The 24,518-nt window shown below is 65.1% G+C and carries 21 protein-coding genes; 8 read left to right on the forward strand and 13 right to left on the reverse strand.

What is annotated here, in order from left to right; genetic code table 11:
• Positions 1–213 precede the first annotated feature (213 nt).
• The 4 genes from K2O50_RS17605 to K2O50_RS17620 are packed head-to-tail and all read right to left on the reverse strand — an operon-like array spanning position 214 to position 2,821.
• Positions 214–1,533, reverse strand: a complete 1,320-nt coding sequence (locus tag K2O50_RS17605; RefSeq protein WP_050705082.1) for a sensor histidine kinase — start codon at positions 1,531–1,533, stop codon at positions 214–216.
• Positions 1,530–2,198 carry a response regulator transcription factor gene (locus K2O50_RS17610; protein ID WP_050705081.1) on the reverse strand — a complete coding sequence of 223 codons (669 nt, stop codon included), beginning with the start codon at positions 2,196–2,198 and terminating at the stop codon, positions 1,530–1,532. The genes K2O50_RS17605 and K2O50_RS17610 overlap by 4 nt, the downstream gene beginning before the upstream one ends.
• On the reverse strand, positions 2,199–2,513 hold the full coding sequence (locus K2O50_RS17615) for a PepSY domain-containing protein (RefSeq protein ID WP_050705080.1): 315 nt from the start codon (positions 2,511–2,513) through the stop codon (positions 2,199–2,201).
• Positions 2,513–2,821 carry a PepSY domain-containing protein gene (locus tag K2O50_RS17620; RefSeq protein WP_050705079.1) on the reverse strand — a complete coding sequence of 103 codons (309 nt, stop codon included), beginning with the start codon at positions 2,819–2,821 and terminating at the stop codon, positions 2,513–2,515. Before K2O50_RS17620 ends, K2O50_RS17615 begins: the two co-directional genes overlap by 1 nt.
• 312 nt (positions 2,822–3,133) lie before the next feature.
• Here K2O50_RS17620 and K2O50_RS17625 point away from each other — a divergent pair, with 312 nt between their 5' ends.
• Positions 3,134–4,213, forward strand: coding sequence for a patatin-like phospholipase family protein (locus tag K2O50_RS17625; RefSeq protein ID WP_050705078.1), 1,080 nt, complete (start codon positions 3,134–3,136; stop codon positions 4,211–4,213).
• Positions 4,214–4,266: 53 nt separating this feature from the next.
• Positions 4,267–4,623: a 6-carboxytetrahydropterin synthase QueD gene (queD, locus tag K2O50_RS17630; protein ID WP_023630589.1), complete on the forward strand. Its 357-nt coding sequence runs from the start codon at positions 4,267–4,269 to the stop codon at positions 4,621–4,623.
• Between the two features lie 60 nt (positions 4,624–4,683).
• Here queD and K2O50_RS17635 read toward each other — a convergent pair whose 3' ends face one another.
• Positions 4,684–5,163, reverse strand: a complete 480-nt coding sequence (locus tag K2O50_RS17635; RefSeq protein ID WP_050705077.1) for a DUF1289 domain-containing protein — start codon at positions 5,161–5,163, stop codon at positions 4,684–4,686.
• A 409-nt stretch (positions 5,164–5,572) separates the two neighbouring features.
• Here K2O50_RS17635 and acnB point away from each other — a divergent pair, with 409 nt between their 5' ends.
• Positions 5,573–8,182, forward strand: coding sequence for a bifunctional aconitate hydratase 2/2-methylisocitrate dehydratase (acnB, locus tag K2O50_RS17640; protein WP_050705076.1), 2,610 nt, complete (start codon positions 5,573–5,575; stop codon positions 8,180–8,182).
• A gap of 196 nt (positions 8,183–8,378) precedes the next feature.
• Here acnB and prpD read toward each other — a convergent pair whose 3' ends face one another.
• The 6 genes from prpD to K2O50_RS17670 form a co-directional block, all read right to left on the reverse strand.
• The gene (gene prpD / locus K2O50_RS17645; protein ID WP_220689921.1) at positions 8,379–9,863 is read right to left on the reverse strand and encodes a 2-methylcitrate dehydratase; all 1,485 of its coding nucleotides are present in this window, start codon (positions 9,861–9,863) and stop codon (positions 8,379–8,381) included.
• A gap of 132 nt (positions 9,864–9,995) precedes the next feature.
• On the reverse strand, positions 9,996–11,186 hold the full coding sequence (gene prpF, locus K2O50_RS17650) for a 2-methylaconitate cis-trans isomerase PrpF (RefSeq protein WP_050705074.1): 1,191 nt from the start codon (positions 11,184–11,186) through the stop codon (positions 9,996–9,998).
• Between the two features lie 150 nt (positions 11,187–11,336).
• Positions 11,337–13,925, reverse strand: coding sequence for a Fe/S-dependent 2-methylisocitrate dehydratase AcnD (gene acnD, locus K2O50_RS17655; RefSeq protein WP_050705073.1), 2,589 nt, complete (start codon positions 13,923–13,925; stop codon positions 11,337–11,339).
• A 164-nt stretch (positions 13,926–14,089) separates the two neighbouring features.
• Positions 14,090–15,217, reverse strand: a complete 1,128-nt coding sequence (gene prpC / locus K2O50_RS17660) for a 2-methylcitrate synthase (RefSeq protein WP_050705072.1) — start codon at positions 15,215–15,217, stop codon at positions 14,090–14,092.
• 114 nt (positions 15,218–15,331) lie between these two features.
• Positions 15,332–16,222 carry a methylisocitrate lyase gene (gene prpB, locus K2O50_RS17665; protein WP_028692606.1) on the reverse strand — a complete coding sequence of 297 codons (891 nt, stop codon included), beginning with the start codon at positions 16,220–16,222 and terminating at the stop codon, positions 15,332–15,334.
• The gene (locus tag K2O50_RS17670) at positions 16,219–16,935 is read right to left on the reverse strand and encodes a GntR family transcriptional regulator (RefSeq protein WP_050705071.1); all 717 of its coding nucleotides are present in this window, start codon (positions 16,933–16,935) and stop codon (positions 16,219–16,221) included. Before K2O50_RS17670 ends, prpB begins: the two co-directional genes overlap by 4 nt.
• 285 nt (positions 16,936–17,220) lie before the next feature.
• On the opposite strand from K2O50_RS17670, the gene K2O50_RS17675 reads away from it, so the two are divergent.
• The 5 genes from K2O50_RS17675 (at position 17,221) to K2O50_RS17695 (ending at position 22,705) form a co-directional block, all read left to right on the forward strand.
• Positions 17,221–17,757, forward strand: coding sequence for an ATP-dependent zinc protease (locus tag K2O50_RS17675; RefSeq protein ID WP_050705070.1), 537 nt, complete (start codon positions 17,221–17,223; stop codon positions 17,755–17,757).
• Between the two features lie 5 nt (positions 17,758–17,762).
• Positions 17,763–19,298 (forward strand): inactive transglutaminase family protein, encoded by a 1,536-nt coding sequence (locus tag K2O50_RS17680; protein ID WP_050705069.1) that lies wholly within the window; start codon positions 17,763–17,765, stop codon positions 19,296–19,298.
• On the forward strand, positions 19,298–20,278 hold the full coding sequence (locus K2O50_RS17685; RefSeq protein WP_028692610.1) for an alpha-L-glutamate ligase-like protein: 981 nt from the start codon (positions 19,298–19,300) through the stop codon (positions 20,276–20,278). Before K2O50_RS17680 ends, K2O50_RS17685 begins: the two co-directional genes overlap by 1 nt.
• Positions 20,279–20,513: 235 nt before the next feature.
• Positions 20,514–21,857 carry an aminodeoxychorismate synthase component I gene (gene pabB, locus K2O50_RS17690; protein WP_050705068.1) on the forward strand — a complete coding sequence of 448 codons (1,344 nt, stop codon included), beginning with the start codon at positions 20,514–20,516 and terminating at the stop codon, positions 21,855–21,857.
• Positions 21,858–21,970: 113 nt separating this feature from the next.
• The gene (locus tag K2O50_RS17695) at positions 21,971–22,705 is read left to right on the forward strand and encodes a phosphoadenylyl-sulfate reductase (protein WP_050705067.1); all 735 of its coding nucleotides are present in this window, start codon (positions 21,971–21,973) and stop codon (positions 22,703–22,705) included.
• Positions 22,706–22,828: 123 nt separating this feature from the next.
• On the opposite strand, the gene cysB is transcribed toward K2O50_RS17695, so the two are convergent.
• Both cysB and K2O50_RS17705 read right to left on the reverse strand, forming a co-directional pair.
• Entirely contained in the window at positions 22,829–23,803 is a 975-nt protein-coding gene (gene cysB / locus K2O50_RS17700; RefSeq protein WP_011533140.1) for an HTH-type transcriptional regulator CysB, read from the reverse strand.
• A gap of 127 nt (positions 23,804–23,930) precedes the next feature.
• On the reverse strand, positions 23,931–24,428 hold the full coding sequence (locus tag K2O50_RS17705) for a universal stress protein (protein WP_028692613.1): 498 nt from the start codon (positions 24,426–24,428) through the stop codon (positions 23,931–23,933).
• Positions 24,429–24,518 lie beyond the last annotated feature (90 nt).

Consider the following 24,518-nt stretch of genomic DNA (forward strand, 5'->3'; position numbering starts at 1 on the left):
GGACAGTGACGGGCCAATTCAAAAAACTGCGGCTGTGCTGCAATTTTTTTGCAGGGTTGATCCGCTTATGCGCATCCCCTGTAGGAGCGGCCTTGTGCCGCGAAAGGGGCGCGTAGCGGCCCCACGATCTCTACATCATGCAAAATCGTCGGGGCTGCTGCGCAGCCCTTTCGCGGCACAAGGCCGCTCCTACAGGGCCTTGCATAGCCCGGATCAACGTCCTTTGCGCGGCAGATCAATGCTGACCCGCAGCCCGCCCTGTGGGCTTTCCAGCAGCGCAATCCGCCCGCCCCAGGCCTCGACGATATCGCGCACGATGCCCAGCCCCAGGCCATGGCCGTCGACCTGCTCGTCCAGCCGCGAGCCGCGCTCGAGCACCTGCAGCCGCTGCGTCTCGGGGATGCCCGGGCCATCGTCGTCCACCCACAGTTGGTAACCCTCGGCGATCGGCGCGATACCCAGGCGCACCTCGCTGTCGGCCCATTTGCAGGCGTTGTCCAGCAGGTTGCCGAGCAACTCCAGCAGGTCCTCACGGTCCCAGGGCAGCAACAACCCGGGCGGTACATCGCGTTCGAGCAGCAGGCCTTCGCCATGGATCATGCCCAGGGTCGCCAGCAGCCCCGGCAACTCGGCGTCGCAGTCGAACTGCGCGCCCGGCAGCGCGTCGCCGGCCAGGCGCGCACGGTTGAGCTCGCGTGCCAGGCGCTGCTGGATCTGCTCCAGCTGCTCGCGCATTTGTGCCCGCACCTCGGGCAACCCCTGCAGGCGCTCGCTGGCGGCCAGGCTGAGCAGTACCGCCAGTGGCGTCTTCAAGGCATGGCCGAGGTTGCCCAGGGCATTGCGCGAGCGGCGCAGGCTGTCCTCGGTGTGGGCCAGCAGGTGGTTGATCTGGTCCACCAGTGGTTGCAGCTCGCTGGGCACCTCGGCGTCCAGTTGCGAACGCTGGCCCTGCTGCAGTTGGGCGATCTGCTGGCGCGCCCGCTCCAGCGGGCGCAGCGAGCGGGTCACGGTGATGCGCTGCAGCACCAGCACCAGCAGCAACGCCACCAGGCCCAGGCCCAGGCCGATCTGCTGCATGTGCCGGAAGCCCTCGCGCACCGGCGAATAATCCTGGGCCACGCTGATCGAGATGTCCTGCCCCAGGCGCCGGTAATCACCACGATAGGCCAGCAGTTGCTGACCCTCGGGGCCCAGCTCGTGGCCATCGTCCAGCCCCGGCTTGCCGGGCTTGGGCATATCCATGTCCCACAACGAACGCGAGCGCCAGGTGCCCTGGTCGAAATCGATACGGAAGTAATAGCCCGAGAACGGCTGCTGATAAGCCGCCGACAGCCGTCGCTCGTCCAGTTGCAGGCCGGACGGGCCACGCACCAGCGCCACCAGCAGGTTCTCGCTTTCCTTGCGCAGGCCGGCTTCCAGGTAGCGTTGCAGGCCAGCCTCGAACAGCCACAGGGTCAACTGCGCCAGGGCCAGCCCCACCACCACCAGCACCGCCACCAGGCCCAGGCTCAGGCGCGCCTGGATCGACTTCACGCGGCGCTCCCGGCGTACACGTAGCCCTGGCCGCGACGGGTCTCGATCACGCTGCGGCCGAGTTTGCGTCGCAGGTGATTGACGTGCACTTCCAGCACGTTGGAGTCGCGCTCGGTTTCGCCGTCATACAGGTGCTCGGCCAGGTGGCTCTTGGACAGCACCTGCCCCGGGTGCAGCATGAAGTAGCGCAGCAGTCGGAACTCGGCGGCGGTGAGCTGGACATCGACACCCTCGCGGCTCACGCACTGGCGCGATTCGTCCAGGTGCAGGCCGGCCGCTTCCAGCTTCGGCTGGTTGGCCAGCCCCTTGGCCCGACGCAGCAGGGCCTGGATGCGCAGTTGCAGCTCCTCGGGGTGGAACGGCTTGCTCAAGTAGTCGTCGGCGCCTGCCTTGAGCCCCTCGATCCGCTCGGCCCAGGAGCCGCGGGCGGTGAGGATCAGCACCGGGGTGGCCAGGCCGGCCGCGCGCCACTGCGCCAGCACCTCGAGCCCCGGCAAGCCGGGCAGGCCGAGGTCGAGGATGATCAGGTCGTAGGGTTCGCTCTGGCCCTGGTACACCGCATCGCGGCCATCGGCCAGCCAGTCCACGGCGTAGCCCTGGCGTTGCAGGGCGGCGGTCAGTTCGTCGGCCAGGGGGACATTGTCCTCGACAAGCAGCAGGCGCATTCAGTCGTCTTCCTCGTCTTTGAGCAACTCGCCGGTGCGGGCATCGAGCTTGATCTCGCGCACCACGCCAGCCGGGGTCAGCAGTTCAACCTCGTACTCGTAGCGCTCGTGCTTCTCTTCCAGCTCCGCTTCCAACAGCCGCGCCCCGGGGTAACGCCCCAGGGCGGACTCGAGCAGTTGCTCCAGCGGCAGGATGATGCCCTTTTGCCGAAGGGCCAGGGCTTCATCCTGATCCAGGTCGCGCGCGGCGGCCAGCGAACACACGACCATCAGGGCCAAGGCCAGGTAGCGTGCCGTTCGCGGTAGTGCAGGCATCAGTTGTCTCGCTCGTCCTTCAGGACTTCACCGGTCTTGGCGTCAAGGTCCACATCCCATTCGACGTTCTGGGCATCGCGCAGGTCGACCTTGTAGATGTAGCGGCCATACTCGTTTTCGAGTTCCGAGTCGGTCACGGTGGCGCCGGGGTGCTTGGCGACGGCGGCGGCCTTGAGCTCGTCCAGCGACTTGATGGTCTTGGCGTTCACCAGCTTGACCACTTCGTCGGGCTGCACGTCCTTGGCGAAGGCGGCGTTGGCACCAAAAGCGAGGGCAGCGGCGGTGAACAGGGCAGTCAACGTTTTCATGAGGTTCTCTCCAGCGAGATATGTAATTTGTCTACGGGGTTAAGATTAACCACCGGTCCTTAACTCAACCTGAAAACAGCTGGCCGCATGATAGCGCAGCTCTTGGTGCCCATGCGCAGTCCCTTTGTAGGAGCGGCCTTGTGCCGCGAAAGGGCTGCAAAGCAGCCCCGGGATTTCAGCGTTGATGCAAAGATCGCCGGGGCTGCTGCGCAGCCCTTTCGCGGCACAAGGCCGCTCCTACAGAGGGGGATGTGTACGTCCAGCCCAGCGATACACTCTATACTGCCCGCCTGCCCCACCCGAGACCCCGCCATGAGCGCCATCCACATCAAGTACCCCGCCCTGACCTTCAAGGCCGGCCAGCGTGCCCTGCGCCAGATCCGCGAGCGCGGCCTGCGGGCCGAAGATGTCGGTGTGCTGCCGGGCGCCGCCGGTGGCCCCAAGCCGCTGGGGATCCAGGGCCTGGACTTGGCGTTGTTCGGTGAATGGCTGCCCAGCGCGCCGCGCCAGCGTGCGCTGATCGGCGCCTCGATCGGTGCCTGGCGCTTCGCCAGCGCCTGCCTCGACGACCCGGTCGCCGGCATCCGCCGTCTGGGCGAGCTGTACACCGAGCAGGACTTCGCCAAGGGCGTGACACCTAAAGAAATCAGCCAGAGCTGCCAGCGCATGCTCGACGACCTGCTGCAAGGCCGCGACGGGCAGGTCCTGGCCAACCCGCACTATCGCCTGAACATCCTGGTGGTGAAGAGCCATGGCCAGCTCGCCCACGACCACCGCGGCCGCCTGGGCATGGGCCTGTCCTCGGTGATTGCCAGCAACCTGCTGGGGCGCTCGCGCCTGGGCCGGCATTTCGAGCGGGTCATCCTCCACGACCAACGCGCCGCCCCGCCGCTTGAGCCACTGACCGACTTCCCGTCGCGCAGCCTGCCGCTGGACCTGGCCAACCTGCGCCACGCCCTGCTCGCCTCGGGCTCGATCCCCATGGTCATGGAAGGCGTGCGCGACATCCCCGGCGCCGGCGCTGGCACCTACCGCGACGGCGGCCTGCTCGACTATCACCTGGACCTGCCCTACCAGGGCGACGACCTGGTGCTCTACCCGCACTTCACCGACAAGGTGGTGCCCGGCTGGTTCGACAAGGCCCTGCCCTGGCGCAAGGGCGACGCCACGCGCCTGCAGAACGTGCTGCTGATGACCCCGTCGCCGCAGTACCTGGCCGCCCTGCCCTACGGCAAGCTGCCGGACCGCAACGACTTCAAGCGCTTCATGGGCGATGCGCCGGGCCGCAGGCGCTACTGGTACCAGGCCATGGCCGAAAGCCGGCGCCTGGGCGACGAACTGCTGGAGCTGATCGCCACCGGGCGGTTGCAGGATCGGTTGCAAGCCTTGTAGCGGGCATGCTGGTAGACTGCGCGCATCGTTGATTCACACAGAGTTATGCCAGCGTGGAAATCTTTAAGGAATTTACCTTCGAATCGGCTCACCGCCTGCCCAACGTCCCTGCCGGCCACAAGTGCGGTCGCCTGCATGGTCACTCGTTCAAGGTCGCCCTGCACCTGACCGGCCCGCTCGATCCGCACACCGGCTGGATCCGCGACTTCTCCGAGATCAAGGCGATCTTCAAGCCGATCTACGAGCAACTGGACCACAACTACCTGAACGATATTCCCGGCTTGGAAAACCCCACCAGCGAAGTGATCGCCAAGTGGATCTGGGACCAGGTCAAGCCGCTGCTGCCGGAGCTGTCGAAGGTGCGTATCCACGAGACCTGCACCAGCGGTTGCGAGTACACTGGCGACTGATCTGCACCGGCCTTTTCGCGGGTAAACCCGCGAAGAGGCCAGCACTATCACTCCAGCGCTTCAGTCCTGCCCGCGATCCAGGGCATCACGCAAAAAGCTCGGCGCGATATAGCGCTGGTAATGCGCCTCCGACAACAGGAAGAACTCCCGGTCGATGGCATCGCGCAACTGCGGCAACTCCCAATCGCGGAACTCCGGCAGCAGCGCCATCCCGTACGCCTCCAGGTCACGGATCATCCGCGCCCCGCGGGCGATCAGCTGATACGCCCAGCAATACTCCGACTGATGCGCCACGAAGCGGATCGAACGCTGCTCCAGTTGCTGGCGCAGCAGCGCTTTGTCGAACACTTCCAGCTTGGCCATCATCACCTGCACCAGCAGTTGCTCCAGGCGCAGCCAGACCGCGCGCTTCTGCTCGTCGTCGTAACCGTTCCAGTGGATCACTTCGTGGTGAAAGCGCTTGCAGCCGCGGCACACCAGGTCGCCGTAGACCGTGGAGCACAGGCCGACGCAAGGGGTCTTGATGGATTGGTTGGACATGTAGAAACAACGGCTTGGCGGTGGAACACCGGTTCATGTTAGCCCTTTGTCTAACCAGGGTCACCCGTTAAAGTCATCTACGCCGCCTTACTTTCGGCTTATTTTTGCCGTAGAATCACTCCGCCTTTTCAAGGCAACAATGTCCGTTGGAAGCTGTTTTCAAAGCGTCACGAGCACAGTTCATCCGGTAGAACGGCGTTGGCCCTGTCCATGCAAGCGCGCATGGTCACGGCCAACCCCTCATCAGCCTTCCGTTCTACAGGCGTAAAACTTTGAAAGCAGCTTCTGTAAGGATTCTCTGCGACCCTGGCTTGCCGGCCCAAAAAGCCGTCTTGAGCGCATGGGTGCATGGGAATGCTGGATGAGCGTCCCGGACTCCCTTTAGGGACCACTGATGAGGGTAATAACTGTGCTTGAAGCCTACCGCAAACACATCGAAGAGCGTGCCGCTCTGGGTATCGTGCCCCAGCCGCTGAACGCCGAACAAACTGCAGGCCTGGTCGAGCTGCTGAAAAACCCGCCGGCCGGCGAAGAAGCCTTCCTCGTAGACCTGATCACCAACCGCGTTCCGCCAGGGGTGGACGAAGCCGCCTACGTCAAGGCCGCGTTCCTCTCCGCCGTCGCCAAGGGTGAAGCCAAGTCCCCGCTGATCGACCGCAAGCACGCCACCGAGCTGCTGGGCACCATGCAGGGCGGCTACAACATCGAGACGCTGGTCGCGCTGCTGGACGACGCCGAACTGGGCGCCGTCGCGGCCGAACAGCTCAAGCACACCCTGCTGATGTTCGATGCCTTCCACGATGTGGCCGAAAAAGCCAAGGCGGGCAACGCCCACGCCAAGGCCGTACTGGAGTCCTGGGCTGCCGGCGAGTGGTTCACCAGCCGTCCGGCGATCGCCGACAAGTACACCCTGACCGTGTTCAAGGTACCTGGCGAAACCAACACCGACGACCTGTCCCCTGCCCCGGACGCCTGGTCGCGCCCTGACATCCCGCTGCACGCCCTGGCCATGCTGAAAATGGCCCGCGACGGCATCGAGCCGCAGCAGCCAGGTTCGGTCGGCCCGCTGGCCCAGATCGAAGCGGTCAAGGCCAAAGGCTTCCCGGTTGCCTACGTCGGTGACGTGGTCGGTACCGGCTCCTCGCGTAAATCCGCCACCAACTCGGTGCTGTGGTTCTTCGGCGACGACATCCCGTTTGTTCCGAACAAGCGCGCCGGTGGTTTCTGCTTCGGCACCAAGATCGCTCCGATCTTCTACAACACCATGGAAGACGCCGGCGCCCTGCCGATCGAATTCGACTGCACCAACCTGGCCATGGGCGACGTCATCGACGTCTACCCGTTCAAGGGTGAAGTACGCCGTCACGGCAGCGACGAACTGGTCACCAACTTCGAGCTGAAAACCGAAGTACTGCTCGACGAAGTTCGCGCCGGTGGCCGTATCCCGCTGATCGTCGGCCGTGGCCTGACCGAGAAAGCCCGCGCCGAACTGGGCCAGGCCCCATCGGACCTGTTCAAGAAACCCGAGCAGCCAGCCGCTTCGACCAAGGGCTTCACCCTGGCGCAGAAGATGGTCGGTCGCGCCTGCGGCCTGCCGGAAGGCCAGGGCGTGCGTCCAGGTGCCTACTGCGAGCCGAAGATGACCACCGTCGGTTCCCAGGACACCACGGGCCCGATGACCCGCGACGAGCTGAAAGACCTGGCGTGCCTGGGCTTCTCCGCCGACCTGGTGATGCAGTCGTTCTGCCACACCGCGGCCTATCCGAAGCCGATCGACGTCACCACCCACCACACCCTGCCAGACTTCATCCGCACCCGTGGCGGCGTGTCGCTGCGTCCAGGCGACGGCATCATCCACAGCTGGCTGAACCGCATGCTGATGCCTGACACCGTCGGCACCGGTGGCGACTCGCACACCCGCTTCCCGATCGGCATCTCGTTCCCGGCCGGTTCCGGCCTGGTAGCCTTCGCCGCCGCCACCGGCGTCATGCCGCTGGACATGCCGGAGTCGATCCTGGTTCGCTTCAAGGGCAAGCTGCAGCCTGGCATCACCCTGCGTGACCTGGTCCATGCCATCCCTTACTACGCCATCCAGAAAGGCCTGCTGACCGTCGAGAAGAAAGGCAAGAAGAACGCCTTCTCCGGCCGCATCCTGGAGATCGAAGGCCTGAACGACCTGACCGTCGAGCAAGCCTTCGAGCTGTCCGACGCCTCGGCCGAACGTTCCGCCGCCGGTTGCACCATCAAGCTGCCAGAGAAGGCCATCGCCGAGTACCTGCAGTCCAACATCACCCTGCTGCGCTGGATGATCGGCGAAGGCTACGGCGATGCCCGCACCCTGGAGCGCCGCGCCCAGGCCATGGAAGCCTGGCTGGCCAAGCCTGAGCTGCTGTCGGCCGACGCCGATGCCGAATACGCCGAGATCATCGAGATCGACCTGGCCGACGTCAAGGAGCCTGTGCTCTGCGCGCCGAACGACCCGGACGATGCCCGCCTGCTGTCCTCGGTACAGGGCGAGAAGATCGACGAAGTGTTCATCGGCTCGTGCATGACCAACATCGGTCACTTCCGCGCCGCCGGCAAGCTGCTGGACAAGGTCAAGGGTGGCATTCCGACCCGTCTGTGGCTGGCTCCGCCAACCAAGATGGACGCCCACCAGCTGACCGAGGAAGGCTACTACGGCATCTACGGCAAGGCTGGCGCGCGCATGGAAATGCCAGGCTGCTCGCTGTGCATGGGTAACCAGGCACGTGTGCAGACCGGTTCCACCGTGGTCTCCACCTCGACCCGTAACTTCCCGAACCGTCTGGGCGACGCCACCAACGTGTACCTGGCCTCGGCCGAGCTGGCTGCGGTCGCTTCGATCATCGGCAAGCTGCCGACCGTCGAGGAGTACATGCAGTACGCGAAAGACATCGACAGCATGGCTGCCGACGTCTACCGCTACCTGAGCTTCGACCAGATCGCCGAGTTCCGCGAAGCGGCCGCCAACGCCAAGATCCCGGTGGTTCAGGCGTAAGCTGAGCGGCAAGTTGTAAGCTGCAAACTACAAGAAGAAGCCCCGGCAGAAATGCCGGGGCTTTTTTGTGCTGTTTGTGCTGGCTTTGCTGGCCTCTTCGCGGCTAAAGCCGCTCCCACAGGCCCATCGGAATCTTGAAGATTTCGGGTCTTCTGTGGGAGCGGCTTTAGCCGCGAAGAGGCCGGTACAGGCCAGCTCAGATCACGAACAGTTCAACAAAGCAGTGCACCGCCATCTGCTCAAGCGCCTGCTGATCCCTGCACAGTTCGAAGATTTGCTCACAGCGCTGCCGCGCAAATCGCGTCGCCAGGTTCTCGCGGAACTTGGCCTCGAGCAACGGCATCCCCTCCTCCCGCCGACGCCGATGCCCGATCGGGTACTCCACCACCACCTGCGGCGTGTGCGAGCCGTCCTTGAAGAACACCTGCACGCCATTGGCGATGGAGCGTTTGTCGGCCTCCAGGTACTCGCGACTGAAGCGCGGCTCCTCGACGATCACCATCTTCTCGCGCAGCCGGTCGATGCTCGGGTGCGCGGCATGGAAGGCATCCTCGTAGTGCTCAGCCACCAGGTCGCCGAAGATCAGCGGCACGGCGGTCATGTACTGCAGGCAGTGATCACGGTCCGCAGCATTGGCCAGCGGCCCTTCCTTGGAAATGATGCGAATCGCCGACTCATGGGTGGTGATGACGATCCGGTCGATCTCGTGCAGGCGGTTGCGCACCTGCGGGTGCAGGGTCACCGCGGCTTCGCAGGCGGTCTGGGCGTGGAACTCGGCGGGGAAGCTGATCTTGAACAGCACGTTTTCCATCACGTAGCTGCCCAATGGCTGCGGCAGGCGCAGTTCACGCAGCGGTTCGGGCTTGAGCGCCAGGTCCTTGTTGGTGTGGCTGAACGACACATCGTAGAAGCCCCACTGTCTGGCGGTCAGCGCACCGGGCACGCCCATCTCGCCACGCAGGGCGATATCGGCCAGGCGCACGCCGCGACTGGAGGCATCCCCCGCCGCCCATGACTTGCGCGAGCCGGCATTGGGCGCATGGCGGTAGGTGCGCAGGGCCTGGCCATCGACGAAGGCGTGGGACAGCGCCGACAGCAGTTGCTCGCGATTGGCGCCCATCAGCTTGGCGCAGACCGCGGTGGAGGCGACCTTGACCAACAGCACATGGTCCAGGCCGACCCGGTTGAAGGAGTTCTCCAGCGCCAGCACGCCCTGGATCTCGTGGGCCATGACCATGGCATCGAGCACCTCGCGCATGACCAGGGGCGCCTCGCCATTAGCCACGCGCTGTTGCGACAGGTGGTCGGTGACCGCCAGGATGCCGCCGAGGTTGTCCGAGGGATGGCCCCACTCCGCCGCCAGCCAGGTGTCGTTGTAGTCCAGCCAGCGGACAATGCAGCCGATGTCCCAGGCGGCCTTGACCGGGTCGAGGCGGTAGCTGGTGCCGGGCACGCGGGCGCCATGTGGAACAATGGTGCCCTCGACCAGCGGGCCGAGGTGTTTGGTGCATTCGGGGAAGCGCAGGGCCAGCAGGCCGCAGCCCAGGGTGTCCATCAGGCAATGGCGGGCGGTGCTGAGGGCTTCGGGGGAATCCACGTGGTAGCCGAGCACGTAGTCGGCGAGGGTCTGCAGGACCTGGTCGTAGTCAGGGCGGGTGTTGAGGTCTACGTTTGCGCTCATTCGTGGCTCCTTGAAAAAGGGCTGCTGTGCAGCCCATCGCGGGGCAAGCCCGCTCCCACGCCAACCGTATATTTTGCGTGGGAGCGGGCTTGCCCCGCGATGGGCCAGAAAAGCCGAGCGCTGATGGTGCGTTTAGAAGCTATCACCGGGCACGCGCACCCAGCCCTCCATCAGCACCCGAGCACTTCGGCTCATGATTGCCTTGGTCACGGTCCATTGCCCGTCCACTCGACGCGCCTCGGCCCCGACCCGCAACGTCCCGGACGGATGACCGAAACGCACGGCACTTCGTTCGCCGCCACCGGCGGCAAGGTTGACCAACGTACCCGGGATCGCCGCGGCGGTGCCGATGGCGACTGCCGCGGTACCCATCATCGCGTGGTGCAGCTTGCCCATCGACAGCGCGCGCACCAGCAGGTCGACGTCCTCGGCGGCGACAACCTTGCCACTGGAGGAGGTATAGCCGGTCGGCGCCGCGACGAACGCCACCTTTGGCGTGTGCTGGCGCCCGGCGGCCTGGTCGATGTGCTCGATCAGCCCCATGCGCACCGCGCCATGGGCACGGATGGTCTCGAAACGCTGCAATGCCGCGGCATCGCCATTGATGGCGTCCTGCAGCTCGGTACCGGTATAGCCGATATCGGCGGCATTGACGAAGATGGTCGGGATGCCGGCGTTGATCAGGGTCGCCTTGAAGGTGCCGACACCCGGCACCTCGAGGTCGTCGACCAGATTGCCGGTGGGGAACATCGCCCCGCCGTCACCGTCATCGTCAGCGGCCGGGTCGAGGAACTCCAGCTGCACCTCGGCGGCCGGGAAGGTCACGCCATCGAGCTCGAAATCGCCGGTTTCCTGCACCTCGCCTTCGGTGATCGGCACATGGGCGATGATGGTCTTGCCGATGTTGGCCTGCCAGATCCGCACGGTGGCGATGCCATTGCGCGGGATGCGGCTGGCATCGACCAGCCCGCCGCTGATGGCGAACGAGCCGACCGCGGCGGACAGGTTGCCGCAGTTGCCGCTCCAGTCGACGAAGGCCTTGTCGATCGACACCTGGCCGAACAGGTAGTCGACGTCGTGGTCGGCCTTGAGGCTCTTCGACAGGATCACCGTCTTGCTGGTGCTGGAGGTGGCGCCGCCCATGCCGTCGATCTGCTTGCCGTACGGGTCGGGGCTGCCGATTACCCGCAGCAGCAGGGCGTCACGGGCCGGGCCCGGGACCTGGGCGCGCTCGGGCAGGTCCTGGAGGCGGAAGAAAACGCCTTTGCTGGTGCCGCCACGAATATAGGTGGCGGGGATTCTTACTTGGGGTACGTGGGCCATTGTCGTGTTTCCTGATCTTTTCGTTTCGGCGAACATCCCTGGGGCTGCGTTGCAGCCCTTTCGCGGCACAAGGCCGCTCCTACAGAGACACGCGATCACCTGTAGGAGCGGCCTTGTGCCGCGAAAGGGCCGCAACGCGGCCCCGCTCACTCAGGCCGCGCCTTCCAGGAAGTCCTGGGCAAAGCGCTGCAACACGCCACCCGCCTCGTAGATCGACACCTCTTCGGCGGTATCCAGGCGGCAGGTCACCGGCACCTCGACACGTTCGCCGTTGCGCCGCGTCACCACCAGGGTCAGCGTCGCCCGTGGCGTGCGCTCGCCGAGCACGTCGTAGGTCTCGCTGCCGTCCAGGCCCAGGGTCTTGCGGTCGGTGCCCGGCTTGAACTCCAGCGGCAGCACGCCCATGCCCACCAGGTTGGTGCGGTGGATACGCTCGAAGCCTTCGGCGACGATGGCCTCGACACCAGCCAGGCGCACGCCCTTGGCCGCCCAGTCACGGGACGAGCCCTGGCCGTAGTCGGCACCGGCAACGATGATCAGCGGCTGCTTGCGCTCCATGTAGGTCTCGATGGCCTCCCACATGCGGGTCACCTTGCCTTCCGGCTCCAGGCGCGCCAGCGAACCCTGCTTCACGCTGCCGTCGTCCTTGCGCACCATTTCGTTGAACAGTTTGGGGTTGGCGAAGGTGGCGCGCTGGGCGGTCAGGTGGTCACCGCGGTGGGTGGCGTAGGAGTTGAAGTCCTCCTCCGGCAGGCCCATCTTCGCCAGATACTCACCAGCAGCGCTGTCGAGCATGATGGCATTGGACGGTGACAGGTGGTCGGTGGTGATGTTGTCCGGCAGCACCGCCAGCGGGCGCATGCCACGCAGGGTACGCTCACCGGCCAGGGCGCCTTCCCAATACGGCGGGCGACGGATGTAGGTGCTCATCGGGCGCCATTCATACAGCGGCGCGACTTTCGGCCCCTTGTCTTCCTCGATGGTGAACATCGGGATGTACACCTGGCGGAACTGCTCGGGCTTGACCGAGGCACGCACCACGGCGTCGATCTCTTCATCGCTCGGCCAGATGTCCTTCAGGCGGATCTCCTTGCCGTCGACCACGCCCAGCACATCCTTCTCGATATCGAAGCGGATGGTGCCGGCAATGGCGTAGGCCACCACCAAGGGCGGCGAAGCCAGGAACGCCTGCTTGGCGTACGGGTGGATGCGCCCGTCGAAGTTGCGGTTGCCCGAAAGCACGGCGGTGGCGTACAGGTCGCGGTCGATGATTTCCTGCTGGATCACCGGGTCCAGCGCGCCGGACATGCCGTTGCAGGTGGTGCAGGCGAAGGCGACGATACCGAAGCCCAGTTGCTCCAGTTCCTGCTCCAGCCCTGCTTCCTTGAGGTACAGCTGCACGGCCTTGGAGCCCGGCGCCAGCGACGACTTGACCCATGGCTTGCGGACCAGGCCGAGCTTGTTGGCGTTGCGCGCCAGCAGGCCGGCGGCGATCACGTTTCGCGGGTTGCTGGTGTTGGTGCAGCTGGTGATGGCGGCGATGATCACCGCGCCATCCGGCATCTGCCCCGGCACTTCTTGCCACTGGCCGGCGATGCCCTTGGCCGCCAGGTCGCTGGTGGCCACCCGGGCGTGCGGGTTGGACGGGCCGGCCATGTTGCGCACCACGCTCGACAGGTCGAAGCTCAGGGTGCGCTCGTACTCGGCCTTGGCCAGGCTGTCGGCCCACAGGCCGGTGGCCTTGGCGTAGGTTTCCACCAACTGCACTTGCTGGTCATCGCGGCCGGTGAGTTTGAGATAGTCGATGGTCTGCTGGTCAATGGCGAACATCGCCGCGGTGGCGCCGTATTCCGGGGCCATGTTCGAAATGGTGGCGCGGTCGCCCAGGGTCAACGCGCTGGCGCCGGCACCGTGGAACTCCAGGTAGGCGCCGACCACCTTCTGCTTGCGCAGGAACTCGGTGAGCGCCAGCACCAGGTCGGTGGCGGTGATGTTCGGTGCCAGGCGACCGGTCAGCTCGACACCGACGATCTCCGGCAGGCGCATCCACGAGGCGCGGCCGAGCATCACGTTCTCGGCTTCCAGGCCGCCGACGCCGATGGCGATCACACCCAGGGCATCCACGTGCGGGGTGTGGCTGTCGGTGCCGACGCAGGTGTCCGGGTAGGCCACGCCGCGATCGTTGTGGATCACCGGCGACATCTTCTCCAGGTTGATCTGGTGCATGATGCCGTTGCCCGGCTGGATCACGTCGACGTTCTTGAACGCCTGCTTGGTCCAGTTGATGAAGTGGAAACGGTCTTCGTTACGGCGGTCCTCGATGGCGCGGTTCTTCTCGAACGCCTGCGGGTCGAAGCCGCCGCATTCGACGGCCAGCGAGTGGTCGACGATCAGCTGCACCGGCACCACCGGGTTGACCTGGGCCGGATCGCCGCCCTTGTCGGCGATGGCGTCGCGCAGGCCGGCCAGGTCGACCAGGGCGGTCTGGCCGAGGATGTCGTGGCACACGACGCGGGCCGGGAACCAGGGGAAGTCGAGGTCGCGCTTGCGCTCGATCAGTTGTTCCAGCGAGGCGTTGAGGGTGGCTGGGTCACAGCGGCGCACCAGGTTCTCGGCCAGCACGCGGGAGGTGTACGGCAGGCCGTCGTAGGCGCCGGGCTTGATCGCCTCGACCGCGGCACGGGCGTCGAAGTAGTCCAGGGCGGTGCCTGGCAGGTTCTTGCGGAATGCGGTGTTCATATCGTTATCGGGCTCGGTCACGGTTTACCTGGGCAGGCATCGGCAGATTCGTGGGAGCGGGCTTGCCCCGCGATTGCGTCGCATGCGCCAGCGAGGTTGAACCTGCTGGCGCAATCGCGGGGCAAGCCCGCTCCCACAACAGACCTACAGCCTGACTCTTCTAATCAACGCTGCTCGATCGGCACGAACTGGCGCTGCTCGACGCCGACGTACTCGGCGCTCGGGCGGATGATGCGGTTGTTGGCGCGCTGTTCGAACACGTGCGCGGCCCAGCCGGTCAGGCGCGAGCAGACGAAGATCGGGGTGAACAGCTTGGTCGGGATGCCCATGAAGTGGTACGCCGAGGCATGGTAGAAGTCGGCGTTGGGGAACAGGCGCTTCTGCTCCCACATGGTCTTGTCGATGGCTTCGGAAACCGGGTACAGGACCTTGTCACCGACTTCGTCGGCGAGTTGCTTCGACCAGCCCTTGATCACCTCGTTGCGCGGATCGGACTCTTTATAGATGGCATGGCCGAAGCCCATGATCTTGTCCTTGCGCTCGAGCATGCGCAGCAGCTCGGCGGTGGCTTCCTGCGGAGTCTGGAAGCGTTCGATCAGTTCCATCGCCGCTTCGTTGGCGCCGCCGTGCAGCGGGCCGCGCAGCGAGCCGATGGCCGCGGTCACGCAGGAGTACAGGTCGGACAGGGTCGAGGCGCAGACCCGGGCGGTGAAGGTCGAGGCGTTGAACTCGTGCTCGGCGTAGAGGATCAGCGAGACGTTCATCACCTTGACGTGCAGCGCGCTCGGTTTCTTGCCGTGCAGCAGGTGCAGGAAGTGGCCGCCGAGGGTGTCCTCGTCGCTGGTGCAGTCGATGCGCACGCCGTGGTGGGTGAAGCGGTACCAGTAGCACATCACCGCCGGGAACAGCGCCAGCAGGCGGTCGGTCTTCTCGCGCTGGGCGTCGAAGGTCAGTTCCGGCTCCAGGGTGCCGAGCACCGAGCAGCCAGTGCGCATCACGTCCATCGGGTGGGCGTCGCGCGGGATGCGCTCGAGCACTTCCTTCAGCGCTTGCGGCAGGTCGCGCAGGCCCTTGAGCTTGCGCTTGTAGTCGGCAAGCTCCGCCTTGCTCGGCAGCTCGCCGTACAGCAGCAGGTAGGCGACTTCCTCGAACTCGGCGCCGGCGGCCAGGTCACGCACGTCATAGCCGCGGTAGGTCAGGCCGGCCCCGGCCTGGCCGACGGTCGACAGCGCGGTCTGGCCGGCCACCTGGCCACGCAGGCCCGCGCCACTGAGTACTTTTGCTTCGGCCATGGTGTTTCTCCTTTCTTGAATTTGTTATCGAAGTCTTTTCTGGCTAATCAGGGGTGGCTGTACCAGCGCATTCGCGGGGCAAGCCCGCTCCTACAGGTACAGCGTCAGGCCTTTCTACCCTTTCTTCTGGGCGAACAATGCATCGAGGCTCTGCTCGAAGGCGTGGTAGCCGATGGCATCGTAGAGCTCCATGCGGGTCTGCATGGTGTCGATCACGTTTTTCTGGGTGCCGTCGCGGCGCAGCGCGGTGTAGACGTTCTCGGCCGCCTTGTTCATGGCGCGGAAGGCCGACAGCGGGTACAGCACCAGCGACACGTCGACCGAAGCCAGTTCCTCGGTGGTGTACAGCGGCGTGGCGCCGAACTCGGTGATGTTGGCCAGGATCGGTGCCTTCACCCGGTCGGCGAAGGTCTTGTACATCGACAGCTCGGTAATGGCTTCCGGGAAGATCATGTCGGCGCCGGCCTCGATGCAGGCGGCAGCGCGGTCCAGGGCGGCGTTCAGGCCTTCCACTGCCAGCGCGTCGGTGCGCGCCATGATCACGAAGCTGTCGTCGCTGCGGGCATCCACGGCGGCCTTGATGCGGTCGACCATCTCCTGCTGCGAGACGATCTCCTTGTTCGGGCGGTGGCCGCAGCGCTTGGCGCCGACCTGGTCCTCGATATGAATGGCGGCGGCGCCGAACTTGCTCATCGACTTGACGGTGCGGGCGACGTTGAAGGCCGAGGCGCCGAAGCCGGTGTCGACATCCACCAGCAGCGGCAGGTCGCAGACGTCGGTGATGCGCCGTACGTCGGTGAGCACGTCGTCCAGGCCGCTGATGCCCAGGTCCGGCAGGCCCAGGGAGCCGGCGGCGACACCGCCGCCGGACAGGTAGATGGCCTTGAAGCCGGCGCGCTTGGCCAGCAGGGCGTGGTTGGCGTTGATGGTCCCGACCACCTGCAGCGGATGTTCGGCGGCGACCGCGTCACGGAAACGCTGGCCGGGCGTGCTCTTCACTGTCATGACTCACCTCGTGGGCTATTGTTGTCGGCACCTTGGTAGTGGCGCTCGATATTGCGTTTGGATGCGCCGATGTGGCGACGCATCAGGAGTTCTGCCAGTTCGCCGTCGCGAGCTTCGATGGCATCGAGGATGCGGTGGTGCTCGGCGAAGGCTTGGCGCGGGCGGTTGGGCGTGCTGGAGAACTGGATGCGGTACATGCGCACCAGCTGGTACAGCTCGCCGCAGAGCATCTTGTACAGCGTCTGGTTGCCGCTGCCCTGGATGATCCGGTAGTGGAAGTCGTAGTCGCCTTCCTGCTGGTAGTAGCCCTGCCCGGCCTGGAACGCGGCATCGCGCTCGTGGGTGTCGAGCACGTGGCGCAGCTCGTCGATGGCCGCCTGGCTCATGCGCTCGGCGGCCAGGCGACAGGCCATGCCTTCTAGGGATTCGCGGATTTCGTACAGTTCGATCAGCTCGGCATGGCTCAGCGACACCACCCGGGCGCCGACATGGGGCACGCGCACCAGCAGGCGCTGGCCCTCCAGGCGATGGATCGCCTCGCGCAGCGGGCCGCGACTGATGCCGTAGGTGCGCGCCAGCTCCGGCTCGGAGATCTTGCTGCCGGGCGCGATGTCGCCCTTGACGATGGCGGCCTGGATGCAGCGGAAGACGTGCTCCGAGAGGGTCTCGGTCTCGTCCTGGGGCAATGGGGTGGCCGGGGCTGTGTCCAGCATGATTGTCGACACCTTCAGAATCAGTGACGCCAAAACTAGCCAAATAGAGGACTGGAGTCAAAGACAAAAAGAATATTGTCGACAATCGTCTAATAACGAACTTACCCCGCTTTCATGGGGTCTGATCGCGGGCGCGCTGGCGTCAAGACATCGGCGTGATAGAATGCCGCGCTCCTTCGGGAGCATGGATAGTGTGTCTGTCATCATTTCATGTTGTTGACAGATCAATGAGGACGCTTGGCCAGTCGCCTTGCCCTGAAACCTGCACAGCACCGCGCCAGGATTATGAGACTCAAACCCGCTTTATTGCTGCTCTGCCTGACCCTGCTGCCGGCGCTCGCGCCCGCGGCCGAGAAGACCGTGTACGGTCTGAACGAGTACGCCCGCCTGGGCGACCTTGACCTGGAAGTGGCGGCCAAGCTCGACACCGGCGCCAAGACCGCCTCGCTCAGCGCCCGCGACATCAAGCGTTTCAAGCGCAACGGCGAGAGCTGGGTGCGCTTCTACCTGGCCATCGACGCCGCGCACAAACACCCCATCGAACGCCCCCTGGCCCGCGTCAGCAAGATCAAGCGCCGCGCCGGGGACTATGATGCCGAATCCGGCAAGGCCTACACCGCCCGTCCGGTCATCGAACTCGAGATCTGCATGGGCCAGACGCAACGCACCATCGAGGTCAACCTCACCGACCGCAGCGCCTTCCAGTTCCCGCTGCTGATCGGTTCCGAGGCCCTCAAGCACTTCGGTGCGCTGGTCGACCCAAGCCTTAAATACGCGGCCGGCAAACCTGCCTGCGCCACCGAAGCTCCCAAAGCAGAGTAATTCCGATGCGCTCTCTTACCCTTCACCTGAAAGTCCTGATCACCGTCCTGGTAGTGCTGGGCATCGCGATCACGGCCTACCAGATCTTCGCCCTCGGCATCCCGGTGACCGAGGACGAGACCGACGACCTGTGGAACATCGACGCCAAGGTCGAGTTCGTCGCCAGCGCCAAGGACCCGGTCAAGGTGCAGATGTTCGTGCCCCCGCTGAACCGTGACTACGTCAGCCTCAACGAGAGCTTCATCTCCAACAACTACGGGGTCAGCGTCAACCGCGCCGACGGCAACCGCAAGGTGACCTGGTCGGCCCGTCGCGCCAGCGGCAACCAGACCCTCTACTACCGCCTGGTGCTGACCAAGCGCTACAGCAACGAAAAGACCAAGATCAAGGGCCCGACCTTCCGCGACAGCCTGGCCGTCGAGGGCCCGGAGAAAATCGCCGCCGATGCGCTGATGGCACCGATCCGCCAGCACTCGGCCGACGTCGAGACCTTCGTCAGCGAGACCATCAAGCGGGTCAACAATGCCAACGACGACAACGCCAAGCTGCTGCTGGCCGGCGACAACTCGCCGCTGAAAAAAGCCCAGGTCATCGACCTGCTGCTGTCCATCGCCCACGTGCCGCTGGAGAAGGTCCACACCATCCGCCTGGTGGCCGATACCCCGCAGAGCCCCGAACTGTGGCTGCGCAGCTTCAACGGCAACGACTGGCTGTACTTCAACCCAGAGACCGGCGAGCAGGGCCTGCCCAGCGACCGCCTGCTGTGGTGGACCGGTGACGACAACCTGATCACCGTCGATGGCGGCAAGAAGGCCACCGTCACCTTCAGCATGAACAACAGCGAGATGAACGCCATCCGCCTGGCCAAGCTGACCGACGAGAACACCGACGCCGACTTCCTCGAATACTCGCTGTACGGCCTGCCGTTGCAGACCCAGCAGACCTTCATGATCATGGTGATGATCCCGATCGGCGTGCTGGTGATCCTGGTGCTGCGCAACCTGATCGGCATCCAGACCCTGGGTACGTTCACCCCGGTGCTGATCGCCCTGGCCTTCCGCGAGACCCAGCTGGGCTTTGGCATCATCCTGTTCACGGTGATCACCGCCCTGGGCCTGTCGCTGCGCTCATACCTTGAGCACCTCAAGCTGCAGATGCTGCCGCGCCTGTCGGTGGTACTGACCTTCGTCGTGGTGCTGATCGCCGCCATCAGCCTGTTCAGCCACAAGCTGGGCCTGGAGCGCGGGCTGTCGGTGGCACTGTTCCCGATGGTGATCCTGACCATGACCATCGAGCGCCTGTCGATCACCTGGGAAGAGCGTGGCGGCGGCCATGCCATGAAAGTGGCCGTCGGCACCCTGTTCGCCGCCTCCATCGCGCACCTGCTGATGACCGTGCCGGAAGCGGTGTACTTCGTCTTCACCTTCCCGGCGGTGCTGCTGATCCTGGTGGGCTTCATGCTGGCGATGGGTCGCTACCGCGGCTACCGCCTGACCGAGCTCGTGCGCTTCAAGGCATTCCTGAAGAAGGCTGACGCCTGATGTTTGGCCTGATCAAGACGTGGAAAGCCCTGGAGGCCCGGGGCATCATGGGTATCAACCGGCGCAACGCGGACTACGTGTTGAAGTACAACAAGCGCCACCTGTACCCGATCGTCGACGACAAGATCATCACCAAGGAGCGCGCCCTGGCGGCCGGCATCCATGTGCCGGAAATGTACGGCATCATCGAGACCGAGAAGCAGATCGAGAAACTCGACGAGATCATCGGCGGGCGCAGCGACTTCGTCATCAAGCCGGCCCAGGGCGCCGGCGGTGACGGCATCCTGGTGATCGCCGACCGCTTCGAGGACCGCTACCGCACGGTGTCGGGCAAGATCATCAGCCACGAGGAGATCGAGCACCAGATCTCCAGCATCCTCACCGGCCTGTACTCGCTGGGCGGGCACCGCGACCGCGCGCTGATCGAGTACCGGGTCACCCCGGACCAGATCTTCAAGAGCATCAGCTACGAAGGCGTGCCGGACATCCGCATCATCGTGCTGATGGGCTACCCGGTGATGGCCATGCTGCGCCTGCCGACCCGCCAGTCCGGCGGCAAGGCCAACCTGCACCAGGGCGCCATCGGCGTGGGCGTGGACCTGGCCACCGGCCTGACCTTGCGCGGCACCTGGCTGAACAAGATCATCAGCAAGCACCCGGACACCACCAACGCGGTGGACGGCGTGCAACTGCCGAACTGGGACGGTTTCATGAAGCTCGCCGCCAGCTGCTACGAGTTGTGCGGCTTGGGCTACATCGGCGTGGACATGGTTCTGGACCAGGACAAGGGTCCGCTGATCCTCGAGCTCAACGCACGTCCCGGCCTGAACATCCAGATCGCCAATGACTGCGGCCTGACCCAGCGCACCCACGCCATCGAGGCGCACCTGGAGATGCTGGCCAAGGAAGGTCGCAGCGAGGATGCCGAACAGCGCGTGAAGGTCTCGCAGGGGTTGTTCGGGCACGTCAATCCGCTCTAACCGCGCTTCCCGTGTAGAAGCGGCCTTGCGCCGCGAAAGGGCCGCGAAGCGGCCCCAGGATCTCAGCGTTGATGCGAAGATCGCCGGGGCTGCTTTGCAGCCCTTTCGCGGCGCAAGGCCGCTCCTACAGGGGGATTGCGCAAATCCGGATGGCGAATGTCGTTGCCAGCGCTAGGCGCATTTCCCCCACAGGTCTACAATCGCCCACCTCGCTTGTTCATCGCCGTCCATCCTGATGCCGACCTGTACGCTCCACCCCCTGCCCTACCAGCCCGACCCCGCCTTCTACTTCGAACGCCTGCGCCGCGCGCCCGGTGCGATCCTGCTCGACAGCGCCCGACCAGGCGCCGAACGCGGCCGCTACGACCTGCTCAGCGCCTGGCCGCTGCAGCAGTTGCAGGCACACCCCGAGGAAGACGGTCGCGACTACCTGCAGCGCCTGCGCCAGGCCCTGGCCGACCTGGGGACGGCACAACTGCCCGAGGGCATCGAGCTGCCGTTCGCCGGCGGCCTGATCGGCTACCTGAGCTACGACTTCGGCCGGCGCCTGGAGCAGTTGCCGACGCACGCGGTCGACGACCTCGGCCTGCCCGACGCTCGGTTGGGGCTGTATGCCTGGGCACTGGTGTCCGACCATCGGCTGTGCAGCAGCCAGCTGGTGTTCCACCCGAGCCTGCCCGAGGCCGAGCAACAACGGCTCATCACGTTGTTCGAGAACAGCATCCCCGGCGATAGCGGCGACTTCCACCTGCTCGCGCCCATGACCGGTGACCTTCGCCCCGAGCAGTACCGGGCGGCGTTCGACCAGGTGCAGCGCTACATCCAGGCCGGCGACTGCTACCAGATCAACCTCACCCAGCGCTTTCGCGCCCCCTGCCAGGGCGACCCGTGGCGCGCCTACCAGGCCCTGCGCGCCGCCTGCCCGACGCCGTTCTCCGGCTACCAGCAGTTGGATGAAGGCACGGCGCTGCTGAGCTTCTCCCCCGAGCGCTTCATCCGCGTCAGCCAGGGCGCGGTCGAGACCCGCCCGATCAAGGGCACCCGCCCACGCGCCGCCGACCCGGCCGAGGACGCGCGCAACGCCGCCGAGCTGCTGGCCAGCCCCAAGGACCGCTCGGAAAACCTGATGATCGTCGACCTGCTGCGCAACGACATCGGCCGCACCTGCCAGACCGGCTCGGTGAAGGTGCCGGAGCTGTTCAGCCTGGAGAGCTACCCCAACGTTCATCACCTGGTCAGCAGCGTGGTCGGCCGCCTGGCCGCCGACAAGGACGCCCTGGACCTGATCGCCGGCAGCTTCCCCGGCGGCTCGATCACCGGCGCCCCGAAGATCCGCGCCATGCAGATCATCGACGAGCTGGAGCCGGCGCGCCGGGCGCTGTACTGCGGCTCGCTGCTGTATCTCGATGTGCGCGGCGAGATGGACAGCTCCATCGCCATCCGCAGCCTGCTGGTCAAGGATGGCCAGGTCAGTTGCTGGGGCGGCGGCGCGGTAGTGGCCGATTCGGACTGGCAGGCCGAGTACGAGGAGTCGATCGCCAAGGTGCGGGTGCTGATGGAAACACTGCAGGCCCTGTAAGACTCCGTGGGAGCGGGCTTGCCCCGCGATCGCCAGGCGTCTGCCCCGCCATTTTTTGTTACCATCTGACCACTACGAGCGCACAGCGCCACTCAACCGATGGAAACCGCCTGATGAGCCAACCCTTCGACGTCGCCGCCCTGGCCGCGACCTACGCCAGCAAGTCCCCGCAGGAGATCCTCAAGCTCGCCTTCGAGCATTTTGGCGATGACCTGTGGATCTCCTTCAGCGGTGCCGAGGATGTGGTGCTGGTGGACATGGCCTGGAAGCTGAACAAGCAGGTCAAGGTGTTCAGCCTCGACACCGGGCGCCTGCACCCGGAGACCTACCGGTTCATCGACCAGGTGCGCGAGCAGTACAACCTGCCCATCGAGATCCTCAGCCCAGACCGCGACAAGCTCGACCCGTTCGTCAAGGAAAAAGGCCTGTTCAGCTTCTACAAGGATGGTCACGGCGAGTGCTGCGGCATCCGCAAGATCGAGCCGCTGCGCCGCAAGCTGGCCACCGTCAGCGCCTGGGCCACCGGCCAGCGCCGCGACCAGAGCCCCGGCACCCGCAGCCAGGTGGCGGCGCTGGAGATCGACAGCGCCTTCTCCACCCCGGAGCGCACCCTGTACAAGTTCAACCCGCTGGCGCAGATGACCAGCGAGGAAGTCTGGGGCTACATCCGCATGCTCGAGCTGCCCTACAACAGCCTGCACGAGCGCGGCTTCATCAGTATCGGCTGCGAGCCGTGCACCCGCCCGGTACTGCCGAACCAGCACGAGCGCGAAGGACGTTGGTGGTGGGAAGAGTCGACGCAGAAGGAATGTGGGCTGCACGCCGGCAACCTGATCAGCAAGGCTTGAAATAGTTGGGGCCGCTTCGCGCCCCTTTCGCGGCACAAGGCCGCTCCTACAAGGAAACGTGATCCCCTGTAGGAGCGGCCTTGTGCCGCGAAAGGGCCGCAAAGCGGCCCCAGCTATTTCAGATCAGTGCACCGGCAGCTCAACACCCTCGAACAGCTCTTCGAGTTCCTGCTTGTTATGGCACTGGATCGCCTTGGCCATCACCTCACGGGTCAAGTGCGGCGCGAACTTCTCGATGAAGTCGCACATGAAGCCACGCAGGAAGGTGCCACGACGGAAGCCGATCTTGGTGATGCTGGCCTCGAACAGCTCGCTGGCATCCAGGCACACCAGATCGCTGTCGAGCTTCGGGTCGACCGCCATCTTGGCCACGATGCCCACGCCCAGACCCAGGCGCACATAGGTCTTGATCACGTCGGCGTCGGCGGCGGTGAACACCACCTTCGGCGTCAGGCCGCGGTGGTTGAACGCCTCGTCGAGCTTGGAACGGCCGGTGAAGCCGAACACGTAGGTGACGATCGGGTACTCGGCCACCGCTTCCAGGGTCAGCTTCGGCAGCTTGGTCAGCGGGTGGCCCTGGGGCACCACCACGCAGCGGTTCCACTTGTAGCACGGCATCATGATCAGGTCGCCGAACAGCTCCAGGGCCTCGGTGGCGATGGCGAAGTCGACGGTGCCGTCGGCCGCCATCTCGGCGATCTGCATCGGCGAGCCCTGGTGCATGTGCAGGGCGACTTCCGGGTACTGCTTGATGAAGTTGCTGATCACCGGCGGCAGCGCGTAGCGCGCCTGGGTGTGGGTGGTGGCGATCGACAGGGTGCCCTTTTTCTCGTTGGAGAATTCCTGGGCAATCTGCTTGATGCTTTCGACCTTGCGCAGGATCTCGCCGGCGGTATTGATGATGCGCTCGCCCGCCGGGGTGACACGGGTCAGGTGCTTGCCGCTGCGGGCGAAGACCTCGACGCCCAGCTCGTCCTCGAGCAGGCGGATCTGCTTGCTGATGCCCGGCTGGGAGGTGTACAGGCTCTGCGCCGTCGCGGAAACGTTGAGGTCATGGTGCGCCACTTCCCAGATGTAGCGCAGTTGCTGAAGCTTCATAGATATCCCTCAAAGGCGGTAGGTCACCGGCGCGCCGGCAGCGACGAGTTATAACTATATTAGTGGCTTGAGAAATAAATCTAGAACTATTTTGTTACGTTCGCTGGAAAAAGTCCTACCGCTAGGTTCACGATTTCCTACGTCCAAGATGGTGAGCCAACGGCACCATGTACACCGGCACCGGTGACAGTTGCAGCAGCCGCACCGCCGTGCGACCGATCGGCACATCCACTCCCGCGCCGGCGCTGTGACTGCCGAAGATCAGCAGGTCGACCGACAACCGCTGGGCCTGCTCGAGGATCACCTGGGCCGGGTCGCCCTGGCGCACCCGCACCGCGCGGATCAATGCCAGGTCGGCCGGCTCGGTCATCTCGTCGCGAAAGTTCTCCAGCACCCGCTGCTCGATATTGGCCATGACCGTGTTGACGCCCTCGCTGTGCAGCGCATCGAGGGTCTGCTCATCGAGGTAGCTCTGCAGCAACGATTCGGCGAACTGGCCCATGGGCTCCACGGCATGGATCACATACAGCTCTGCGTTGAAGGTCCGCGCCAGGGCCAGGGCGTGCTGCATGACAAAGGGCGCATAGACACCGAGGTCAGTGGCAAACAGCATGGAACGGATCATTCGACCTCCTCGACTGCCGCGACGGCAGAGCAAGCTTGAGCTTAGCAGCGCCATCGGCGGTCGCCTGGCCGTCCGGCGCACAGCTGCCGC

It is taken from the genome of Pseudomonas sp. 2hn, assembly GCF_019646095.1.
GTDB lineage: Bacteria > Pseudomonadota > Gammaproteobacteria > Pseudomonadales > Pseudomonadaceae > Aquipseudomonas > Aquipseudomonas peradeniyensis.